General features: G+C 69.5%; 18 protein-coding genes. 2 read left to right on the top strand and 16 right to left on the bottom strand.

Going from position 1 to position 22,097, the window contains the following annotated elements; translation table 11 throughout:
• The first annotated feature begins 104 nt into the window (after nucleotides 1-104).
• Entirely contained in the window at nucleotides 105-1,442 is a 1,338-nt protein-coding gene (fahA, locus tag ACZ592_RS05110; protein WP_471580148.1) for a fumarylacetoacetase, read from the top strand.
• Nucleotides 1,443-1,531: 89 nt separating this feature from the next.
• On the opposite strand, the gene recQ is transcribed toward fahA, so the two are convergent.
• From recQ to ACZ592_RS05035, 15 genes are all read right to left on the bottom strand, one after another.
• Complete coding sequence (gene recQ, locus ACZ592_RS05105; protein WP_471580709.1) at nucleotides 1,532-3,544, bottom strand: DNA helicase RecQ; 2,013 nt, start codon at nucleotides 3,542-3,544, stop codon at nucleotides 1,532-1,534.
• Between the two features lie 165 nt (nucleotides 3,545-3,709).
• Entirely contained in the window at nucleotides 3,710-5,359 is a 1,650-nt protein-coding gene (nuoN, locus tag ACZ592_RS05100; protein ID WP_471580147.1) for an NADH-quinone oxidoreductase subunit NuoN, read from the bottom strand.
• Nucleotides 5,356-6,927: an NADH-quinone oxidoreductase subunit M gene (locus tag ACZ592_RS05095; RefSeq protein ID WP_471580146.1), complete on the bottom strand. Its 1,572-nt coding sequence runs from the start codon at nucleotides 6,925-6,927 to the stop codon at nucleotides 5,356-5,358. The genes nuoN and ACZ592_RS05095 overlap by 4 nt, the downstream gene beginning before the upstream one ends.
• A gap of 5 nt (nucleotides 6,928-6,932) precedes the next feature.
• The gene (gene nuoL / locus ACZ592_RS05090) at nucleotides 6,933-8,828 is read right to left on the bottom strand and encodes an NADH-quinone oxidoreductase subunit L (RefSeq protein ID WP_471580145.1); all 1,896 of its coding nucleotides are present in this window, start codon (nucleotides 8,826-8,828) and stop codon (nucleotides 6,933-6,935) included.
• Nucleotides 8,829-8,842: 14 nt separating this feature from the next.
• Nucleotides 8,843-9,142: an NADH-quinone oxidoreductase subunit NuoK gene (nuoK, locus tag ACZ592_RS05085; protein ID WP_003974374.1), complete on the bottom strand. Its 300-nt coding sequence runs from the start codon at nucleotides 9,140-9,142 to the stop codon at nucleotides 8,843-8,845.
• Complete coding sequence (locus tag ACZ592_RS05080; protein WP_471580708.1) at nucleotides 9,139-9,978, bottom strand: NADH-quinone oxidoreductase subunit J; 840 nt, start codon at nucleotides 9,976-9,978, stop codon at nucleotides 9,139-9,141. Before ACZ592_RS05080 ends, nuoK begins: the two co-directional genes overlap by 4 nt.
• Complete coding sequence (nuoI, locus tag ACZ592_RS05075; protein WP_471580144.1) at nucleotides 9,975-10,631, bottom strand: NADH-quinone oxidoreductase subunit NuoI; 657 nt, start codon at nucleotides 10,629-10,631, stop codon at nucleotides 9,975-9,977. Before nuoI ends, ACZ592_RS05080 begins: the two co-directional genes overlap by 4 nt.
• A complete protein-coding gene (gene nuoH / locus ACZ592_RS05070; protein WP_471580707.1) occupies nucleotides 10,624-11,964 on the bottom strand; it encodes an NADH-quinone oxidoreductase subunit NuoH in 1,341 nt (446 codons plus the stop codon). The genes nuoI and nuoH overlap by 8 nt, the downstream gene beginning before the upstream one ends.
• Before the next feature lie 38 nt (nucleotides 11,965-12,002).
• A complete protein-coding gene (locus ACZ592_RS05065) occupies nucleotides 12,003-14,513 on the bottom strand; it encodes an NADH-quinone oxidoreductase subunit G (protein WP_471580143.1) in 2,511 nt (836 codons plus the stop codon).
• Nucleotides 14,510-15,871 (bottom strand): NADH-quinone oxidoreductase subunit NuoF, encoded by a 1,362-nt coding sequence (gene nuoF, locus ACZ592_RS05060; RefSeq protein ID WP_471580142.1) that lies wholly within the window; start codon nucleotides 15,869-15,871, stop codon nucleotides 14,510-14,512. The genes ACZ592_RS05065 and nuoF overlap by 4 nt, the downstream gene beginning before the upstream one ends.
• Nucleotides 15,871-16,722, bottom strand: a complete 852-nt coding sequence (gene nuoE, locus ACZ592_RS05055; protein WP_471580141.1) for an NADH-quinone oxidoreductase subunit NuoE — start codon at nucleotides 16,720-16,722, stop codon at nucleotides 15,871-15,873. Before nuoE ends, nuoF begins: the two co-directional genes overlap by 1 nt.
• Nucleotides 16,719-18,053, bottom strand: coding sequence for an NADH-quinone oxidoreductase subunit D (locus ACZ592_RS05050; RefSeq protein WP_471580140.1), 1,335 nt, complete (start codon nucleotides 18,051-18,053; stop codon nucleotides 16,719-16,721). The genes nuoE and ACZ592_RS05050 overlap by 4 nt, the downstream gene beginning before the upstream one ends.
• Entirely contained in the window at nucleotides 18,053-18,775 is a 723-nt protein-coding gene (locus ACZ592_RS05045) for an NADH-quinone oxidoreductase subunit C (RefSeq protein ID WP_471580139.1), read from the bottom strand. The genes ACZ592_RS05050 and ACZ592_RS05045 overlap by 1 nt, the downstream gene beginning before the upstream one ends.
• On the bottom strand, nucleotides 18,772-19,326 hold the full coding sequence (locus tag ACZ592_RS05040) for a NuoB/complex I 20 kDa subunit family protein (RefSeq protein ID WP_361165465.1): 555 nt from the start codon (nucleotides 19,324-19,326) through the stop codon (nucleotides 18,772-18,774). Before ACZ592_RS05040 ends, ACZ592_RS05045 begins: the two co-directional genes overlap by 4 nt.
• 21 nt (nucleotides 19,327-19,347) lie before the next feature.
• Entirely contained in the window at nucleotides 19,348-19,707 is a 360-nt protein-coding gene (locus ACZ592_RS05035; RefSeq protein ID WP_003992243.1) for an NADH-quinone oxidoreductase subunit A, read from the bottom strand.
• A gap of 1,114 nt (nucleotides 19,708-20,821) precedes the next feature.
• On the opposite strand from ACZ592_RS05035, the gene ACZ592_RS05030 reads away from it, so the two are divergent.
• A complete protein-coding gene (locus ACZ592_RS05030; protein WP_471580138.1) occupies nucleotides 20,822-21,643 on the top strand; it encodes a C40 family peptidase in 822 nt (273 codons plus the stop codon).
• Nucleotides 21,644-21,721: 78 nt separating this feature from the next.
• Here the strand turns inward: ACZ592_RS05030 and ACZ592_RS05025 are convergent, their stop codons facing one another.
• Complete coding sequence (locus ACZ592_RS05025; RefSeq protein ID WP_471580137.1) at nucleotides 21,722-22,051, bottom strand: putative quinol monooxygenase; 330 nt, start codon at nucleotides 22,049-22,051, stop codon at nucleotides 21,722-21,724.
• Nucleotides 22,052-22,097 lie beyond the last annotated feature (46 nt).

Raw genomic sequence — 22,097 nt, 5'->3', positions numbered from 1 at the left:
GGCAGGGCTCATCCGCAGATTGCCGACTCTTTGGACACTGCCGCGATGGGGGTCTCCACACGTAACGTGTGGCACACCCCTTATGGAAAGCGAGGCAGGTACGCATGTCCGAGCAGACCCCGCTCGACCCGGCCGCCGGTGACTTTGCCGACCTCCCCGGAGACGGCACCGCAGGCCTCCCGCAGGGCGACTCCACCGGTCTTCCCGAGGGCGATCCCTTCGGCCTGCCCGAGGGCGACCCCTTTGGACCGCACAACCTTCCCTACGGCGTGTTCTCGCTGGCCGGGGAGGCGCACAACCGGCGCAGGGTCGGGGTACGGCTCGGCTCGTACGTCCTGGACGCGGGCGCCGCGGCCGCCGCGCTCGGCTCCCCCTACGTCTCGCTCCTCGCGCGGCCCACGCTCAACGCGCTGCTCTCCGCGGGCCGCACCGCCTGGTCCGACGTGCGGCGTGCCCTGACGGCGTGGGTGACGGTGCCCTCCCACCGGGACGCCGTGCGCCCCTTGCTGCACCCCCTGTCCGACGTCACCCTGCACCTGCCGTTCGAGGTCGCGGACTACGTCGACTTCTACGCCTCCGAGCACCACGCGACGCACCTGGGCCAGATCTTCCGGCCGGACGCGCCGAGCCCGCTGACGCCCAACTGGAAGCACCTGCCGATCGGTTACCACGGCCGCTCCGGCACGGTCGTGGTCTCGGGGACGGACGTCGTCCGCCCGTCGGGCCAGCGCAAGGCGCCCGCCGACGAGGCCCCCGTCTTCGGGCCCTCGGTCCGCCTCGACATCGAGGCGGAGGTGGGCTTCGTGGTCGGCGCCCCCTCGGAGCACGGAACTCCCGTTCCCCTCGCGGACTTCCGGGAGCACGTCTTCGGCCTCACCCTCCTCAACGACTGGTCCGCCCGCGACATCCAGGCCTGGGAGTACGTCCCCCTCGGCCCGTTCCTCGGAAAGTCCTTCGCCACCTCGGTGTCCGCGTGGATCACCCCGCTGGAGGCCCTGGAATCGGCGCGGGTCGCGCCCCCGGAGCGCACGCACCGGCTCCTGCCCTACCTGGACGACTCCGCGGAGTCCGTGGCGGACGAGCCCGGCGGCTACGACCTGCGCATCACGGTCACCCTGAACGGCCGGGTCATCTCCGAGCCGCCGTTCTCCAGCGTGTACTGGACGGCCGCGCAGCAGCTGGCGCACATGACGGCCAACGGCGCCTCGCTGCGCACCGGCGACCTGTACGGCTCGGGCACGGTCAGCGGGCCCGAGGCCGGCCAGTACGGCTCGCTCATCGAGATCACCTGGAACGGCCGCGACCCCCTCGAACTCCCCGACGGCAAGCGGACGTTCCTCGAGGACGGCGACGTGGTCACGCTCTCGGCCTGGGCGCCCGGCCCCGACGGGACCAAGGTGGGCCTCGGCGAGGTGACGGGCAGGATCGCGGCGGCGCGATAGCGGACCTCCGCAGGCGACGCGTCCCACGACGAGGGTGCCGCCCCCTGGGCGGCGCCCTCTCAGCCCTCGGTCCTGGCCGGTCCCGGCGGTCAGGAATCCCAGTCCGGCTCCTCCTCGTCCGCCCAGCCCAGCTCCGCCTCGTCGACGGGCGCGCTGCCGGAACCGGCGGACCCCTCACCGCCCGCAGGCGCCCCGCCGGACGCCGCCGAGCCGCCCGAGAGCTCCGCGACGACCCCGACCACGCCCTCGCCGTACGTCGCCCGCTTCTTCTCGCCCACGCCGCTGATGCCCGCGAGGTCCGCCACGGACGTGGGCCGCAGGGTCGCGATCTCGCGGAGCGTGGCGTCGTGGAAGATGACGTACGCGGGCACGCCCTGCTCCTTCGCCTGCGCCCCGCGCCAGGCGCGCAGCGCCTCGAAGAGCGGCACCGCCTCCTGGGGCAGCTCCGCGGCCGCGGCCGCGGACTTCGCCTTGCGCTCGCTCTTGGACGCCCGCGCGACCGCTGCCTTCTTCGGCTCCTTGCGCAGCCGCACCTCGCGCTCGCGGCCCAGGACGGTGCCGCTCGTCTCGGTGAGCACCAGCGTGCCGTACTCCCCCTCGACCGCGATCAGGCCCTGGGCGAGCAACTGGCGCACCACGCCCCGCCACTCGGCCTCCGCCAGCTCCTCGCCGATGCCGAACACCGAGAGCTGGTCGTGGTCGAACTGGATGACCTTCGCGGTCTTCTTGCCCAGCAGGATGTCGATGATCTGGCCCGTGCCGAACTTCTGGCCGCGCTCCCGCTGCAGCCGCACGACCGTGGAGAGCACCTTCTGCGCCGCCACCGTGCCGTCCCACGTCTCGGGCGGGCTGAGGCAGGTGTCGCAGTTCCCGCAGGACTCCGCTGCCGCCTCCTGGCCGAAGTAGGTGAGGAGCTGGGCGCGGCGGCACCGCGCGGTCTCGCAGAGCGCCAGCATCGAGTCGAGGTGGGACGCGGCCCGCCGCCGGAACGCCTCGTCTCCCTCGCCGCCCTGGATCAGCTTGCGCTGCTGGACGACGTCCTGGAGGCCGTACGCCATCCAGGCCGTGGAGGGCTGGCCGTCGCGGCCCGCGCGGCCCGTCTCCTGGTAGTACCCCTCGACCGACTTGGGCAGGTCGAGGTGGGCGACGAAGCGGACGTCCGGCTTGTCGATGCCCATGCCGAAGGCGATCGTGGCGCAGACGACGAGGCCCTCCTCCCGCAGGAAGCGGGACTGGTGCCTCGCGCGGGTGCCGCCGTCGAGGCCCGCGTGGTACGGGACGGCCTCGATGCCGTTCTGGCAGAGGTATTCGGCGGTCTTCTCGACCGAATTGCGCGACAGGCAGTAGACGATGCCGGCGTCGCCCGCGTGCTCCTCCTTCAGGAAGGCCAGGAGCTGCTTCTTCGGCTCGGCCTTGGGCACGATGCGGTACTGGATGTTGGGCCGGTCGAAGCTCGCCACGAAGTGCTTGGCGTCCGGCATGCCGAGCCGCTCGGTGATCTCCCGGTGCGTGGCGTGCGTCGCCGTCGCCGTCAGGGCGATCCGCGGCACGTCGGGCCAGCGCTCGCCGAGGAGGGAGAGCGCCAGGTAGTCGGGGCGGAAGTCGTGACCCCACTGCGCCACGCAGTGCGCCTCGTCGATGGCGAAGACGGAGATCCTGGCCCGCGCCAGGAGGTCGAGGGTCGCGTCGAGGCGCAGCCGCTCCGGCGCGAGGTAGAGCACGTCGAGCTCGCCCGCGAGGAACTCCGCCTCCATCGTGCGGCGCTCGTCGAAGTCCTGCGTGGAGTTGATGAACCCGGCTCGCACGCCGAGCGCCCGCAGCGCGTCCACCTGGTCCTGCATGAGGGCGATGAGCGGCGAGATGACGACGCCCGTGCCCGCTCTGACCAGGGCGGGGATCTGGTAGCAGAGGGACTTTCCGCCGCCGGTCGGCATGAGGACGACGGAGTCCCCGCCGGCCACGACGTGCTCGATGATCGCTTCCTGCTCGCCGCGGAAGGCGTCGTACCCGAAGACGCGGTGGAGCGTGCGCAGGGCGTCGCTCTCCGTCACGGTGCCGGTCGCCGCGTCCGGCGCCGCAGCCGACGCCGTCACCTCGCTCATGTCCTTCGTCCCATCCATCGCCCTGTCCCCCGCCGTACGTCCTGCCTCGACCACTGCCCCCACGATAGGGCTCCGCACCGACACCCCGGAGAGTTGTCCACAGGCCGCCGCCCGGCACCCCTTCTCGGGATGCCGGGCGGCGACAGGTGTGCGAAAAGAATCGGGCTACCGGACGAAGACCCCCGCCTGGTTCGCGAGATCCAGGAAGTACTGCGGGGCCACACCGAGGACCAGCGTCACCGCGACGCCGACCCCGATCGCCGTCATCGTCAGCGGCGAGGGCACGGCGACCGTGGGGCCGTCCGCCTTCGGCTCGCTGAAGAACATCAGGACGATCACCCGGATGTAGAAGAACGCGGCGATCGCCGACGACAGCACACCGACCACGACCAGCGCGCCCGCGCCGCCCTCGGCCGCCGCCTTGAAGACCGCGAACTTGCCCGCGAACCCGGAGGTCAGCGGGATGCCGGCGAAGGCGAGCAGGAAGACCGCGAAGACCGCGGCCACCAGGGGTGACCTGCGGCCGAGCCCCGCCCACTTGGACAGGTGCGTGGCCTCGCCGCCCGCGTCCCGCACCAGCGTGACGACGGCGAAGGCGCCGATGGTCACGAAGGAGTAGGCACCCAGGTAGAAGAGGACGGAGGAGATGCCGTCCGGGGTGGTGGCGATGACACCGGCGAGGATGAAGCCGGCGTGCGCGATCGACGAGTACGCGAGGAGCCGCTTGATGTCGGTCTGGGTGATCGCGACGATCGCGCCGCCCAGCATCGTGATGATCGCGACGCCCCACATGACCGGCCGCCAGTCCCAGCGCAGGCCCGGCAGGACCACGTACAGGAGACGGAGCAGCGCGCCGAACGCCGCCACCTTCGTCGCCGCCGCCATGAAGCCGGTGACGGGCGTCGGGGCGCCCTGGTACACATCCGGGGTCCACATGTGGAAGGGCACCGCGCCCACCTTGAAGAGCAGCCCCATCACCACCATCGCGACGCCGATCAGGAGCAGCGCGTCGTTGCCCATGGTGTCGGCGAGCGCCGGGTCCACGGTCTTGACGTTGCCCTCGACGACGTTCGCGATCGTCGCGTACGACACGGAACCCGCGTACCCGTACAGGAGCGCGATGCCGAAGAGCGTGAACGCCGAGGCGAAGGCGCCGAGCAGGAAGTACTTGACGGCGGCTTCCTGCGACATGAGGCGCTTGCGGCGGGCGAGCGCGCACAGCAGGTACAGCGGCAGGGAGAAGACTTCCAGCGCGATGAAGAGCGTCAGGAGGTCGTTGGCCGCGGGGAAGACGAGCATGCCGGCGATGGCGAAGAGCGCCAGCGGGAACACCTCGGTGGTGGTGAACCCGGCCTTGGTGGCGGCCTGTTCGCCCTCACTGCCCGGGACGGACCCGGCCTGCGCCACGAACGAGTCGACGCGGTTGCCGTGCGCCACCGGGTCAAGGCGCCGCTCGGCGAAGGTGAAGATCGCGACGATGCCGGTGAGCAGGATCGTGCCCTGCAGGAAGAGGGCGGGTCCGTCGACCGCGATCGCGCCCATCGCCGCGATCTGGGCCTTGGTCGTGCCGAAGCCGCGGGCCGCGAGCCCGACGACCGCGGCGAAGGCGGCGGCCAGCGCGACCACGGACACGAACAGCTGCACGTAGTAACGGGACTTGCGCGGGACGAAGGCTTCGATGAGCACTCCGACGACGGCCGCGCCCAGGACGATCAACGTCGGCGACAGCTGCCCGTACTCGATGTTGGGTGCGTCGATCTTGTCGATCGGGTCAGCTGCGGTTGTCCACAGGCTGTGGACGGCTGATGCGCTCACTTGGCCGCCTCCACATCGGGCTGGGGGTCTTTCTTCTGTACGTCGGACATCGTGTGCTCGACCGCCGGGTTCACCAGGTCGGTGAGCGGCTTCGGGTAGACGCCGAGGCCGATCAGGAGGGCGATCAGCGGTGCCACGACGACCAGTTCACGCACCCGAAGGTCGGGCATGGTCGAGACCTCCGCCTTCACGGGGCCCGTCATCGTGCGCTGGTAGAGGACCAGCGTGTACAGCGCGGCGAGCACGATGCCGACGGTCGCGATGATCCCGACCACCGGGTAGCGCGCGAACGCACCGACCAGGACCAGGAATTCGCTCACGAAGGGCGCGAGCCCGGGGAGCGAGAGGGTCGCGAGGCCACCGATCAGGAAGGTGCCCGCGAGCACCGGCGCGACCTTCTGCACCCCGCCGTAGTCGGCGATGAGCCGCGAGCCGCGCCGCGAGATCAGGAAGCCGGCCACCAGCATCAGCGCGGCGGTCGAGATGCCGTGGTTGACCATGTAGAGCGTCGCGCCGGACTGGCCCTGCGAGGTCATCGCGAAGATGCCGAGGATGATGAAGCCGAAGTGCGAGATCGACGCGTACGCCACCAGGCGCTTGATGTCGCGCTGGCCGACGGCGAGCAGCGCTCCGTAGATGATGCTGACCAGGGCCAGGACGAGGACGACCGGTGTCGCCCAGTCGCTCGCCTCCGGGAAGAGCCCGAGGCAGAAGCGCAGCATCGCGAACGTGCCGACCTTGTCGACCACGGCGGTGATCAGTACGGCGACCGGGGCCGTGGACTCGCCCATCGCGTTCGGCAGCCAGGTGTGCAGCGGCCACAGCGGCGCCTTCACCGCGAAGGCGAAGAAGAAGCCGAGGAAGAGCCACCGCTCGGTGCTGGTCGCCATGTCCAGCGTGCCGTTGGCACGGGCCTCGGTGATCTCCTGGAGCGAGAAGTTCCCCGCGACCACGTAGAGCCCGATGACGGCGGCCAGCATGATGAGGCCGCCGACCAGGTTGTAGAGGAGGAACTTCACGGCCGCGTAGGAGCGCTGGGCCGAGGCGTTCTCGTCGCTGCCCGCGTGGGCGCGGTCTCCGAAGCCGCCGATGAGGAAGTACATCGGGATGAGCATGGCTTCGAAGAAGATGTAGAAGAGGAAGACGTCGGTGGCCTCGAAGGAGATGATCACCATCGCCTCGACGGCCAGGATCAGGGCGAAGAAGCCCTGGGTCGGCCGCCAGCGCGACGACTTGGTCTCCAGGGGGTCGGCGTCGTGCCAGCCCGCCAGGATGATGAAGGGCATCAGGAGGGCGGTGAGCGCGACGAGCGCGACGGCGATGCCGTCCACGCCGAGCTCGTACCGCACCCCGAAGTCCGCGATCCAGGCGTGTGATTCGGTCAGTTGATAACGGTCGCCGTCCGGGTCGAACCGTACGAGCACGGTCACCGCGAGGCCGAGCGTGGCGAGCGAGACGAGCAGCGCCAGCCACTTGGCGGCGGTCCGCCGGGCGGCCGGGACGGCTGCCGTGGCGATCGCGCCGACCGCGGGCAGGACCGCCGTCGCTGTCAGCAGGGGAAAGGACATCGGTATCAGACCGCCCTCATCAGCAGGGTCGCGGCGATGAGTACCGCGGCGCCCCCGAACATCGAGACCGCGTAGGAGCGGGCGTAGCCGTTCTGCAGTTTGCGCAGCCGCCCGGAGAGGCCGCCGACCGAGGCCGCCGTGCCGTTGACGACTCCGTCGACCAGCGTGTGGTCGACGTAGACCAGGGACCGCGTGAGGTGCTCGCCGCCGCGCACCAGGACGACGTGGTTGAAGTCGTCCTGGAGGAGGTCGCGGCGGGCGGCGCGGGTGAGCACGGAGCCGCGCGGGGCGGTGACCGGGACGGGCCTGCGGCCGTACTGCACGTAGGCCAGGGCGACGCCGATGACGAGGACCACCATGGTGGCGCCCGTGACGGTGGCGGCGCTCAGCGGCGAGTCGCCGTGGTCGTGGTGGGTGACGGGCTCCAGCCAGTGCATGAAGCGGTCGCCGATACTGAAGAAGCCACCCGCGAAGACCGACCCGAAGGCGAGCACGATCATCGGGATCGTCATGGACTTCGGGGACTCGTGCGGGTGCGGGTCGTTGCCCTCCGCGTCCGGCTGCCAGCGCTTCTCACCGAAGAAGGTCATGATCATCACGCGCGTCATGTAGTACGCGGTGATGGCCGCGCCCAGGAGCGCCACCGAACCGAGGATCCAGCCCTCCGTGCCGCCCTTGGCGAACGCGGCCTCGATGATCTTGTCCTTGGAGAAGAAGCCGGAGAGCCCCGGGAAGCCGATGATCGCCAGGTAGCCCAGCCCGAAGGTCACGAAGGTGACCGGCATGTACTTCCTGAGGCCGCCGTACTTGCGCATGTCGACCTCGTCGTTCATGCCGTGCATGACCGAGCCGGCCCCGAGGAAGAGCCCGGCCTTGAAGAAGCCGTGCGTCACCAGGTGCATGATCGCGAAGACGTAGCCGATGGGGCCGAGGCCGGCGGCCAGGATCATGTAGCCGATCTGGGACATCGTCGACCCGGCGAGGGCCTTCTTGATGTCGTCCTTCGCGCAACCGACGATCGCACCGAACAGGAGCGTGACCGCTCCGACGACGGTGACGACCAACTGCGCGTCCGGCGCCCCGTTGAAGATCGCGCCGGAGCGGACGATCAGGTAGACACCGGCGGTCACCATCGTGGCGGCGTGGATCAGGGCCGAGACCGGGGTCGGGCCCTCCATCGCGTCACCGAGCCAGGACTGCAGCGGCACCTGGGCGGACTTGCCGCACGCGGCGAGCAGCAGCATCAGGCCGATGGCGGTGAGCTTGCCCTCGCTCGTGTCACCCGTCGACTCCAGGACAGGGCTGAAGGCGAACGTCCCGAAGGTGGTGAACATCAGCATGATGGCGATCGAGAGGCCCACGTCGCCGACCCGGTTGACCAGGAAGGCCTTCTTCGCGGCGGTGGCCGCGCTGGGCTTGTGCTGCCAGAAGCCGATCAGGAGGTACGAGGCGAGGCCGACGCCCTCCCATCCGACGTACAGGAGGAGGTAGTTGTCGGCGAGGACGAGGAGCAGCATCGCCGCGAGGAACAGGTTCAGGTAGCCGAAGAAGCGGCGTCGCCGCTCGTCGTGCTCCATGTACCCGATCGAGTAGACGTGGATCAGCGTGCCCACACCGGAGATCAGCAGGACGAACGTCATCGACAACTGGTCGAGCTGGAAGGCGACGTCCGCCTGGAACCCCTCCACGGGGATCCAGCTGAACAGGTGCTGCGACAGCGAGCGCTCCTCGGCGCCCTTGCCCAGCATGTCGGTGAACAGCACGACGGCGATGACGAAGGAGCCGGCCGCGAGCAGCGTGCCGAGCCAGTGGCCCACACGGTCCAAGGCCCGCCCGCCGCACAGCAGTACGGCCGCTCCGAGCAGAGGCGCCGCGACGAGCAGCGCAATCAGGTTCTCCACTTTTCAACGGCCCCTTACAACTTCATCAGGCTGGCGTCGTCGACCGAGGCCGAGTGGCGGGAGCGGAACAGCGACACGATGATCGCGAGCCCGACCACGACCTCCGCGGCGGCGACGACCATCGTGAAGAACGCGATGATCTGGCCGTCGAGGTTGCCGTGCATCCGGGAGAAGGCCACGAACGCGAGGTTGCAGGCGTTGAGCATGAGCTCGATGCACATGAACACCACGATCGCGTTCCGCCTGATGAGCACGCCGGTCGCGCCGATCGTGAACAACAGGGCGGCGAGATACAGGTAATTGACGGGGTTCACTTCGACGCCTCCTCGGTCCGCCCGACGTCGTTCTGCCTCAGGTCGGGCCGCTCCAGGCGGTCCGTGGAGCGCTGCTCCAGAGCCCGCAGGTCGTTCAGCGCCTGGGTGGACACGTCACGGATCTGGCCGCGCTCACGCAGCGTCTTGTTGACCGTGAGCTCCGAGGGGGTGCCGTCGGGGAGCAGACCCGCGATGTCCACGGCGTTGTGCCGGGCGTAGACACCGGGGGCGGGCAGCGGCGGCAGGTGCGTGCCGCGCACGCGCTCCTCGGACATCTCGCGCTGGGTCTTGGCACGCTCCGTGCGCTCCCGGTGGGTGAGCACCATCGCGCCGACCGTGGCCGTGATGAGCAGGGCGCCGGTGATCTCGAAGGCGAAGACGTACTTCGTGAAGATGAGCCCCGCGAGGCCCTCCACGTTGCCGCCGGCGTTCGCCTTGCCGAGGCCGTTGAACTCCTTCATGGAGGCGTTGCCGATGCCCGCGAAGAGCAGCACCGCGAAGCCGAGACCGCACAGGAGGGCCAGCCAGCGCTGCCCCTTGATGGTCTCCTGCAGGGAGTCCGCGGCGGTCACGCCGACGAGCATCACCACGAAGAGGAAGAGCATCATGATCGCGCCGGTGTAGACGACGATCTGGACGATGCCCAGGAAGTAGGCGCCGTTGGCCAGGTAGAACACCGCGAGGATGATCATTGTCCCGGCCAGGCAGAGCGCGCTGTGCACGGCCTTCTTCATGAGGATGGTGCACAGGGCGCCGATCACGGCGACCGTGCCGAGCACCCAGAACTGGAAGGCCTCGCCGGTGGAGGTGGAGTAGGCGGCGAGCTGCGTCATCAGCCGATCACCTTCTCCGATGCCGGCTCGCCGTCACCGAAGTCGGCGGCCGCCTCCTGGGGCGTCTCGCCCTTGGAGAGCGCGACCTGGGGCACGGTGCCGGGCGCGGCCTCGGTGACCAGGCCGCGGTAGTAGTCCTGCTCGTCCGTGCCGGGGAAGATCGCGTGTGGCGAGTCGACCATGCCGTCCTCAAGGCCCGCGAGCAGCTGCTCCTTGGTGTAGATGAGGTTCTCGCGGCTGCTGTCGGCGAGCTCGAACTCGTTCGTCATCGTCAGCGCGCGCGTGGGGCACGCCTCGATGCACAGGCCGCACAGGATGCAGCGGGCGTAGTTGATCTGGTAGACGCGGCCGTACCGCTCACCGGGCGAGTACCTCTCCTCGTCGGTGTTGTCCGCGCCCTCCACATAGATGGCGTCCGCGGGACAGGCCCAGGCGCAGAGCTCACAGCCGACGCACTTCTCCAGGCCGTCCGGATGGCGGTTCAGCTGGTGCCTGCCGTGGAAGCGGGGAGCAGTGGTCTTCTGCTGCTCCGGATACTGCTCGGTCAGCCGCTTCTTGAACATGGCCTTGAAGGTCACGCCGAAGCCCGCGACGGGGTTCTGGAACCCCTGCTTCGATTGGTTCGACTCGTGTGACTCCTGGTTCGACTCAGCCATCGGACGCCTCCTTTCCGTCACTTCGGGTTCCGTCACTTTGAGTATCCGGTCCACCACTGACAATCAACTCCCGCTCCTGGCGCGAGCGTCGGCGCGGGACGGGTGGCAGGCTCTGTCCCGGCATGGGCGGCACGGGGAAGCCGCCGGCCATCGGGTCGAAGGCGACCGGCTTCTCGTCGTCCTCGGCGGCGGCCTCCTTCTCGCGTTTGTCGCGGAAGATGTCCACGACCACGGAGAGCAGCAGCAGCGCGATGACCCCGCCGCCCACATAGAGCGCGATCGAGGTGAAGTCGTAGTCCTCGTTGCGCATCGCCCGGACCGTGGCCACGAGCATCAGCCAGACGACCGAGACGGGGATCAGGACCTTCCAGCCGAGCTTCATCAGCTGGTCGTAGCGGACGCGCGGGAGCGTGCCGCGCAGCCAGATGAAGAAGAACAGCAGCAGCTGGACCTTGATCACGAACCAGAGCATCGGCCACCAGCCGTGGTTCGCGCCCTCCCAGAACGTGCTGACCGGGTACGGGGCCCGCCAGCCGCCCAGGAAGAGCGTGACCGAGACCGCCGAGACGGTGACCATGTTGACGTACTCGGCGAGCATGAACAGCGCGAACTTGATGGAGGAGTACTCGGTGTTGAAGCCACCGACGAGGTCGCCCTCGGACTCCGGCATGTCGAACGGCGCTCGGTTGGTCTCGCCGACCATCGTGATGATGTAGATGATGAACGAGACCGGCAGCAGCAGCACGTACCAGCGGTCCGCCTGCGCCTCGACGATCGCCGACGTCGACATCGACCCGGAGTAGAGGAAGACGGAGGCGAAGGCCGCGCCCATCGCGATCTCGTACGAGATCATCTGCGCGCACGAGCGCAGACCGCCGAGCAGCGGATACGTGGACCCGGAGCTCCAGCCCGCGAGCACGATGCCGTAGATGCCGACGGAGGCGACCGCGAGGATGTAGAGCATCGCGATCGGCAGGTCGGTCAGCTGCATCGTGGTGCGGTGGCCGAAGATCGAGACCTCGTTGCCCGCGGGGCCGAAGGGGATCACCGCGATCGCCATGAAGGCCGGGATCGCGGCGACGATCGGCGCGAGGATGTAGACCACCTTGTCCGCGCGCTTGACGATCACGTCTTCCTTGAGCATCAGCTTGACGCCGTCCGCGAGGGACTGCAGCAGCCCCCAGGGACCGTGCCGGTTGGGGCCGATGCGCAGCTGCATCCAGGCGACGACCTTGCGCTCCCACACGATGGAGAAGAGCACCGTCACCATCAGGAACGCGAAGCAGAAGACCGCCTTGAGGGCGACCAGCCACCAGGGGTCGCGGCCGAACATGGACAGGTCCTCCGCCGCAAGCGGCACCAGGGTGTGCGTCACGACGTCACCTCCGGGGCCTCAGTGGGCTCCGGCAGGACTGCCGGGCCGATGCGGACGAGGTCGCCGGGGCGGGCGCCGGTGTCCGACGTGACGCCTCCCCCGGCCGAGTTCAGCGGGAGCCAGACCACCCGGTCGGGCATCTCCGTGATCTGGAGCGGGAGTTCGGTCGTACCGGCCGGGCCCGTGACGGCGAGGGAGTCGCCGTTCTTCACGCCCGCCTCGGCCGCGGTGGCCGCGGACACGCGCGCGTGGGCCGCGTGCCGCGTACCGGCCAGCGCCTCGTCGCCGTCCTGCAGCCTGCCCTGGTCGAGCAGCAGCCGGTGCCCCGCGAGGACGGCCTCTCCGGCGGCGGGCCGCGGCGGCTGGGTGCCGGTCTCCAGGGGCTCCGTGGCGTGCGGCCCGTCCCAGCCGCCGAGCCGGTCCAGCTCGCGGCGCAGGGTCACCAGGTCGGGCAGGCCGAGGTGGATGTCCCCGGCGTCGGCCAGCATGTGCAGCACGCGCGCGTCGGTGGGCGCAAGCCTGCGCGTCATCTGGTCCGGCTTGAGCGCGGCGTCGAACATCCGCGCCCTGCCCTCCCAGTTGAGGAACGTGCCGGGCTTCTCCGCGACGGCGGCCACGGGCAGCACCACGTCCGCCCGCTCCGTCACCTCGCTGGGCCGCAGCTCCAGCGAGACCAGGAAGCCGACCTCGTCGAGAGCCTGCCGCGCCCGGGCCGGGTCGGGCAGGTCCGCGACCTCGACGCCCGCCACCAGGAGCGCGCCGAGCTCGCCGGTCGCGGCGGCCTCGACGATCTGGCCGGTGTCGCGGCCGTAGCGGTGCGGGAGTTCGGCGACCTGCCAGGCGGCGGCGACCTCGTCCCGCGCGCGCGGGTCGGTGGCCGGGCGTCCGCCGGGCAGCAGCGACGGCAGCGCGCCCACCTCGACGGCGGCACGCTCCCCCGCCCTGCGCGGGATCCACACCAGGCGGGCGCCGGTGGCGGAGGCGGCACGGGCGGCGGCGGTGAGCCCGCCGGGCACGGCCGCGAGCCGCTCGCCGACGACGATGACCGCGCCCTCGGCGCGCAGCGCCCCGGACGCCTCGGTGCCCGGGTCCTCCAGACCCACGCCCGCGGCGAGCGCGTCCAGCCACTCGGTCTCGGTGCCCGGCGCGGCGGGCAGCAGCGTGCCGCCCGCCTTCGTCAGGCCCGGGGTCGCGAACGTGGCGAGGGAGAAGGTGCGCTGGCCGTGCTTGCGCCAGGCCTTGCGCAGCCGCAGGAAGACGCCGGGCGCCTCCTCCTCGGACTCGAACCCGGCGAGCAGGACGGCGGGTGCCTTCTCCAGGAGGGCGTACGTGACGCCGCTCCCGTCGAGGTCCCGGCCCCGCCCGGCCACCCGGGCCGCCAGGAAGTCGGCTTCCTCGCTGCTGTGCACGCGCGCGCGGAAGTCGATGTCGTTCGTGTCGAGGGCCACGCGCGCGTACTTGCTGTACGCGTAGGCGTCCTCGACGGTGAGCCGGCCGCCGGTCAGCACCCCGGCGCGACCGCGCGCCGCCGCGAGACCGGTGGCCGCCGCGGCCAGGGCCTCGGGCCAGCTGGCGGGCTCAAGGACGCCGTCCGCGTTGCGCACCAGCGGAGTGGTCAGCCGGTCGGGCCGCTGCGCGTACCGGAAGCCGAAGCGTCCCTTGTCGCACATCCACTCCTCGTTGACCTCGGGGTCGTCCGCCGCGAGCCGCCGCATGACCTTGCCGCGCCGGTGGTCGGTGCGGGTCGCGCAGCCGCCCGAGCAGTGCTCGCACACCGAGGGAGAGGACACCAGGTCGAAGGGGCGGGAGCGGAATCGGTACGCCGCCGAGGTCAGCGCGCCGACCGGGCAGATCTGGATGGTGTTCCCGGAGAAGTACGACTCGAAGGGGTCGCCCTCGCCGGTGCCGACCTGCTGGAGGGCGCCCCGCTCGATGAGCTCGATCATCGGGTCGCCCGCGACCTGGTTGCTGAACCGGGTGCAGCGCGCGCAGAGCACGCACCGCTCACGGTCGAGCAGCACCTGCGTGGAGATCGGGACCGGCTTCTCGTAGGTCCGCTTCTTGCCCTCGAAGCGGGTGTCCGCGTCGCCGACCTGCATCGCCTGGTTCTGCAGGGGGCACTCGCCGCCCTTGTCGCAGACCGGGCAGTCCAGCGGGTGGTTGATGAGCAGCAGCTCCATCACACCGCGCTGCGACTTCTCCGCGACGGCCGAGGTCAGCTGCGACTTCACGACCATGCCGTCGGTGCACGTGATGGTGCAGGACGCCATCGGCTTGCGCTGGCCCTCCACCTCGACGATGCACTGCCGGCAGGCGCCCGCGGGGTCGAGCAGGGGGTGGTCGCAGAACCGCGGGATCTCGATGCCGAGCAGTTCGGCGGCCCGGATCACCAGCGTGCCCTTGGGGACGCTGATCTCGATGCCGTCGATGGTCAGCGAGACGAGATCCTCGGGCGGGACCGCTGCCTCCCCGCCCCCGGAGGGAGCGCTGTTCGTAGTCACTGTCATGCGTTCACCTGCGCGTTTTCAGCGGGCCTGTCGGCCCAGAGAGTCGACTTGGCCGGGTCGAAGGGGCAGCCCCTGCCGGTGATGTGCTGCTCGTACTCCTCGCGGAAGTACTTCAGTGAGGAGAAGATCGGCGAGGCCGCGCCGTCGCCGAGGGCGCAGAAGGACTTGCCGTTGATGTTGTCGGCGATGTCGTTCAGCTTGTCGAGGTCGGCCATGACACCCTTGCCCGCCTCGATGTCGCGGAGCAACTGCACCAGCCAGTACGTTCCCTCGCGGCAGGGCGTGCACTTGCCGCAGGACTCGTGGGCGTAGAACTCCGTCCAGCGGGTCACGGCCCGCACGACGCACGTCGTCTCGTCGAAGCACTGCAGCGCCTTCGTGCCGAGCATCGATCCGGCGGCGCCGACTCCCTCGTAGTCCAGGGGGACGTCGAGGTGCTCGTCGGTGAACATCGGGGTCGAGGAGCCGCCCGGCGTCCAGAACTTGAGCCGGTGCCCGGCCCGCATGCCGCCGCTCATGTCGAGCAGCTGGCGCAGCGTGATGCCGAGCGGCGCCTCGTACTGGCCCGGGCTGGTGACGTGCCCGCTCAGCGAGTACAGCGTGAAGCCGGCCGACTTCTCGCTGCCCATCGACTTGAACCAGTCCTTCCCCCGGTTGAGGATCGCGGGAACGGACGCGATGGACTCGACGTTGTTCACCACAGTGGGGCACGCGTAGAGGCCCGCGACCGCAGGGAAGGGGGGACGCAGTCGCGGCTGACCGCGACGGCCTTCGAGCGAGTCGAGCAGCGCGGTCTCCTCACCGCAGATGTACGCGCCCGCACCCGCGTGCACGGTGAGTTCGAGATCGAGCCCGCTGCCCAGCACGTTCTTGCCGAGGTAGCCCGCCGCGTAGGCCTCCCGCACGGCCTCGTGCAACCGCCGCAGCACGGGGACGACTTCGCCCCGCAGATAGATGAAGGCGTGCGACGAACGGATCGCGTAGCACGCGATCACGATCCCCTCGATGAGGGAATGCGGGTTCGCGAAGAGGAGCGGGATGTCCTTGCAGGTCCCCGGCTCCGACTCGTCGGCGTTGACCACCAGATAGTGCGGCTTGCCGTCGCCCTGCGGGATGAACTGCCACTTCATCCCGGTGGGGAACCCCGCGCCGCCACGGCCGCGCAGACCGGAGTCCTTCACGTACGCGATGAGGTCGTCGGGGTCCATGGCGAGGGCCTTGCGCAGGCCCTCGTACCCCTCGTGCCGCCGGTAGGTCTCCAGCGTCCAGGACTTCTCCTCGTCCCAGAACGCCGAAAGGACCGGTGCGAGCAGCTTCTCCGGGCTGGTCTCGTTGTCGATCTCGGCTGCCAAGGTCATCACTCCCCCTCCTCGGCGGTCGGTCCTGCCGGGTTCGCCGGGTCGGACGCCGAGGTCTGCTGCGGTGCGTCGTGCGAGCTGAGGTGCTCGGCGGGCGCCTCGTCCTGAGGGCCGCCCGTGCGCGGGTGGACCACGCGCGGCTGCGGCAGCTCGCCCTTGGCCAGGCGCAGGCCGATCAGCGAGGCGGGACCCGCGCCGCCGGTCGCCTCGACGGCGCCGGGCCGTTCGTCCGGGAAGCCCGCCAGGATCCGGGCGGTCTCCTTGTACGTGCAGAGGGGCGCTCCGCGCGTGGGGGCGACCGGCACGCCCGCGCGCAGGTCGTCGACGAGCCGCTTGGCGGACTCGGGAGTCTGGTTGTCGAAGAACTCCCAGTTGACCATCACCACGGGGGCGAAGTCGCAGGCGGCGTTGCACTCGATGTGCTCGAGCGTGATCTTGCCGTCCTCGGTCGTCTCGTCGTTGCCGACGGCGAGGTGCTGCTTGAGCTCGTCGAAGATCGCGTCGCCGCCCATGACCGCGCAGAGCGTGTTGGTGCAGACGCCGACCTGGTAGTCGCCGGACGGCTTGCGCCGGTACATGGTGTAGAAGGTCGCGACCGCCGTGACCTCGGCCGTGGTCAGGCCCAGCACATCGGCGCAGAACTGCATGCCCGTGCGCGTGACATGGCCCTCCTCCGCCTGCACCAGGTGCAGCAGGGGCAGCAGCGCGGACCGGGACCCCGGGTAGCGGGCGATGACTTCCTTGGCGTCCACCTCCAGGCGGGCCCGTACCTCGGCCGGGTAGTCGGGGGCGGGGAGTTGGGGCATGCCCAGGCTGACGCCCGCGCCCTGCTCCGCAGGAGTGTTGGTCATCGGTCGACGCCTCCCATCACGGGGTCGATGGACGCGACGGCGACGATGACGTCGGCGACCTGGCCGCCTTCGCACATCGCGGCCATGGCCTGCAGGTTGGTGAAGGACGGGTCGCGGAAGTGGACCCGGTAGGGGCGGGTGCCCCCGTCGGAGACGACGTGCACGCCGAGTTCGCCCTTGGGCGACTCGACCGCGGTGTACGTCTGCCCGGGCGGGACCCGGAAGCCCTCGGTCACCAGCTTGAAGTGGTGGATGAGGGACTCCATGGAGGTGCCCATGATCTTCTTGATGTGGTCGAGCGAGTTGCCCAGGCCGTCGGGCCCGAGGGCCAGTTGGGCGGGCCAGGCGATCTTCTTGTCCTCGACCATGACCGGGCCGGGGGCGAGCCGGTCGATGCACTGTTCGACGATGCGCAGCGACTGGCGCATCTCCTCCAGACGGATCAGGAAGCGCCCGTAGGAGTCGCAGGTGTCGGCGGTCGGGATGTCGAAGTCGTAGTTCTCGTAGCCGCAGTAGGGCTGGGACTTGCGCAGGTCGTGCGGGAGGCCCGCCGAGCGCAGGACCGGGCCCGTGGCGCCGAGCGCCATGCAGCCGGCGAGGTCGAGGTAGCCGACGTCCTGCATGCGGGCCTTGAAGATGGGGTTCCCGGTGGCGAGCTTGTCGTACTCGGGAAGGTTCTTCTTCATCTTCTTCACGAACTCGCGCAGCTGGTCCACCGCGCCGGGCGGCAGGTCCTGGGCGAGTCCGCCGGGCCGGATGTACGCGTGGTTCATGCGCAGGCCGGTGATCAGCTCGAAGACGTCGAGAACGAGTTCACGATCCCGGAATCCGTAGATCATGATCGTCGTCGCGCCGAGTTCCATGCCGCCGGTGGCGATGCACACCAGGTGCGAGGAGAGGCGGTTGAGCTCCATGAGGAGCACGCGGATGACCGAGGCGCGGTCCGGGATCTGGTCCTCGATGCCGAGGAGCTTCTCGACCCCGAGGCAGTACGCCGTCTCGTTGAAGAACGGCGTCAGGTAGTCCATGCGCGTGACGAACGTCGTGCCCTGCGTCCACGTGCGGTACTCGAGGTTCTTCTCGATGCCGGTGTGCAGGTAGCCGATGCCGCAGCGGGCCTCGGAGACGGTCTCGCCCTCGATCTCCAGGATGAGCCGGAGCACGCCGTGCGTGGACGGGTGCTGCGGGCCCATGTTGACGATGATGCGCTCGTCGTCGGCCTTGGCCGCGGACTGGACGACCTCGTCCCAGTCGCCGCCGGTGACCGTGTATACGGTGCCCTCGGTCGTCTCGCGGGCAGAAGCGTGGGAAGTTCCCTGAGTGGCAGACATCAGCTGTACGACCTCCGCTGGTCCGGAGCCGGGATCTGGGCGCCCTTGTATTCGACGGGGATGCCGCCGAGGGGGTAGTCCTTGCGCTGCGGGAACCCCTGCCAGTCGTCCGGCATCATGATCCGCGTCAGCGCCGGATGGCCGTCGAAGATCAGGCCGAAGAAGTCGTACGCCTCGCGCTCGTGCCAGTCGTTGGTCGGATAGACCGGGACCAGCGACGGGATGTGCGGGTCGCCTTCGGGGGCGCTGACCTCCAGCCGGATCAGCCGGTTGTGGGTGATCGAGCGCAGGTGGTAGACGGCGTGCAGCTCGCGGCCCTTGTCGCCGGGGTAGTGCACCCCGCTCACGCCCGTGCAGAGCTCGAAGCGCAGGGCCGGGTCGTCGCGCAGCGTCTGGGCCACGCGGACGAGGTGCTCGCGCGCGATGTGGAAGGTGATCTCGTCGCGGTCCACGACCGTCTTGTCGATGGCGTTCTCCGGGACGAGGCCCTGTTCCTCCAGGGCCCCCTCCAGCTCGTCCGCGGTCTCGTCGAACCAGCCGCCGTAGGGGCGCGAGGACGCGCCGGGCAGCGTGACGGTCCGCACGAGCCCGCCGTAGCCGGACGTGTCGCCGCCGTTGTTGGCGCCGAACATGCCCTTGCGGACGCCGATGACCTCGCCGGCCTCGTCGCGCGGGGCGGGTACGCCGTTGCCGTTCAGGTGCTCGTCGTGCGCGTCGCTCACCGCAGCAGCCCCTTCATCTCAATGGTGGGGAGCGCCTTGAGGGCCGCCTCCTCCGCCTCACGGGCCGCTTCTTCCGCGTTCACGCCGAGCTTGGTGCCCTGGATCTTCTGGTGGAGCTTGAGAATCGCGTCCAACAGCATCTCGGGGCGTGGCGGGCAGCCGGGCAAATAGATGTCGACCGGGACGACGTGGTCCACGCCCTGGACAATCGCGTAATTGTTGAACATTCCGCCCGATGATGCGCAAACACCCATGGAGATCACCCACTTGGGGTTGGGCATCTGGTCATAGACCTGCCGCAGTACCGGCGCCATCTTCTGGCTCACCCGGCCGGCCACGATCATCAGGTCGGCCTGGCGCGGTGAGCCGCGGAAGACCTCCATGCCGAAGCGGGCCATGTCGTACCGCCCCGCGCCGGTCGTCATCATTTCGATGGCGCAGCACGCGAGGCCGAACGTGGCGGGGAAGACGGAGGACTTCCGCATCCAGCCCGCGGCCTGTTCGACGGTGGTCAGCAGAAATCCGCTCGGCAGCTTCTCTTCGATTCCCATGCTCTTAGACCCCTCAGACCCTTAGTCCCATTCCAGGCCGCCGCGACGCCATACGTACGCGTACGCGACGAAGACCGTGAGCACGAAGAGCAGCATCTCCACGAGCCCGAAAATCCCCAGCGCGTCGAAGGTGACGGCCCAGGGATAGAGGAAGACGATCTCGATGTCGAAGACGATGAAGAGCATCGCCGTCAGGTAGTACTTGATGGGGAATCGCCCGCCGCCTGCCGGCGTCGGCGTCGGCTCGATGCCGCACTCATAGGCCTCTAGCTTCGCGCGGTTGTACCGCTTTGGACCGATAAGCGTGGCCATGACCACGGAGAAGATCGCAAAGCCTGCCCCGAGGGCTCCCAGCACGAGGATGGGCGCATAGGCGTTCACGCTCCTCGCTCCTCTCAGTCGGCACTGACTGTTGGCGGTTGCGTCGGACCCGAGCCCCGCTCCCCATCGAAGATCGCTTACATGTGAAGCAGGTCACAAGCCCAACTGCCCCGCATCTTATGCCCGGCGGTCTGTGATCTGCGACACGGGGTACGACAACGGCTTTGTGATCTCCACCACCTGACGAAGGATCATGAAGTCGGATGAGCGGTGATCTTCGTACGCGAAGCGCCTGAGTGATCACTAGAGGTGACATCTCGATGCGTCATCCCTGGTCGGGACGGGGTTGCCCTATCAAGAGGTGGCAGCTACAGGCAAATTGGCGCTGGACTGGATCGCTTGATAGAGGAGCGGCGTTCACACTTTGGCGGCACAGGTGTGGACGGATGTGGACGCGTGCGCCGATTCACGAGCGGGCAGTCCCCTTATAGGGGTCGCAACGGGAGGCACGGGAGGCGCCTCGCCGGGGCGCGGCTGACGCCCGCGTCGTCGAACCCGGCCGACACCCCGTCACGGGACTCGACCGGCACCCGTCACGGGACTCGACTGGCACCCGTCACGAGACTCGGCCGGCACCCCGCCGCACGCGCGGGCCGTGCCACGCCACAAGCGAGGACCGCGCCGCGTGACCGAATCGAGCTGGATGCCCGATACAAAACCTCATACACCTCTTGCGCCTCGTGCACCCCTCACGCCTTCGAGGGGCGCATCCGCACATCACCCCCGGGGGGACATCGCGGCAGATTCGGGCGATGCCCCGTCACAAACCGGGACAGGGAACACATACCGGCGCCGAAAACTGCGGGAGATCTCAGGGATGTCTCAGCGAGATCTCAGGGAGACCCCGGAGAGGGCCCCCATGTGACCTGTGCCACAGGGGCAACTTCCCTGAATATGCCGGGCTTGGCCAACCGCCTCAACGGGTGGTAGACCATGGGCAATTCGGACGTATCGCAGAAAACCCATGATCACAGGCGTGATCAGCACTGTCCACATTGCCCGTTACGGCGTCAATAAAGAGCGACACGCCCGGGATTCGACGCCGAAAACCGCAACTGTGGCGCAGCACACGTTTCTTGAAGGGAACCGTGGGTCCCTGATAGCGGTTGGTCTCATGTCCCACACCGCTCACATACCCAGCCACCGGAAGCCCCGGCGCAGCGCCTCCAAGATCGCCCTGCGTGCCGGAGTTGCCGGTGGCGTCCTCAGCACCCTGGCAGTGGCCGCGGCGGCCGGTACGGCGAACGCGGCCGAGCCGGTGACCGAGACCATCGAGATGCCCACGCTCTCCACCGATCTGTCCGCACAGATCGCGCAGTCGGCGGACGCCACCCAGCAGGCCGCCGACACCTACGAGTCGCGCGCCGAGCAGGACGCGGCCGCCTCCAAGGCCGCCAAGCAGGCCAAGGAAGACCTGGCGAAGGCCGAGAAGAAGGCCGAGGCCGAGCGCAAGGCCGAGGCCGCCGCCAAGAAGAAGGCCGACGAGGAGCGTGCCTCGCGCTCCGCCGAGCGCACGGACCTCTCCACGCAGTCCGCCGGCGGCAGCGCCACGAGCGCCTCCGACGCGCCCGCGCCTGCCGGCGGCAGCGTCGGCACGGTCATCAGCTTCCTCAAGGCCCAGCTCGGCGACGCCTACGTGATGGGTGCCTCCGGCCCGAACGCCTGGGACTGCTCCAGCCTCGTGCAGGCCGCGTTCAAGCAGGCGGGCGTGGACCTCCCGCGCGTCTCGCAGGACCAGTCGGTCGCCGGCACGCCGGTCTCGCTCTCCAACGTGCAGGTGGGCGACATTCTTTACTGGGGTGGCGCGGGCTCCGCCTACCACGTCGGTGTGTACATCGGTAACGGCCAGTACCTGGACGCCGCCAACCCCGGCAAGGGCGTTGTCATCCAGGACCTGTCGGGTTACCCGGCCTCGGGCGCCGTGCGCGTCCTCTGACGGCCCCTTAGAGCAACGACCGAGGGCCGGAACCCCCCTGGAGGGGTTCCGGCCCTCGGCGTGCCCTGAGGCGGCGTCTCAGGCGTTCTTGGGCGTCAGCTCCGCCATCGCGGACCAACCCGTGCCCTCGATCTCGGTGTTCACGATCTGCGGCACCGAGGCGATGAGCTCGCCCATCGTCTCCATGGCGGCCTTGAAATGGTCGGAGCCGACGTGCGCGGCGCCCGCGTCCCCGTCGGCGAAGGCCTCCAGGAGCACGAACTGGTTCGGGTCCTCCACCGAGCGGGACCACTCGAAGAAGACGTTGCCCGGCTCCGCGCGCGTGGCGGCGGTGAACGCGGCGGTCCGCTCGATCCAGCTGTCGCTGTGCTCGGGGCGGACGGTGAACTTCACGGCGATGAAAATCATGCGGCAAGCGTCCGCCCGCCCGCCGCGCCCGGCAAGCCGGGCGGGC

The organism is Streptomyces sp. NPDC040622, from assembly GCF_055593965.1.
This window is presented reverse-complemented; position numbering and strand designations above follow the sequence as displayed.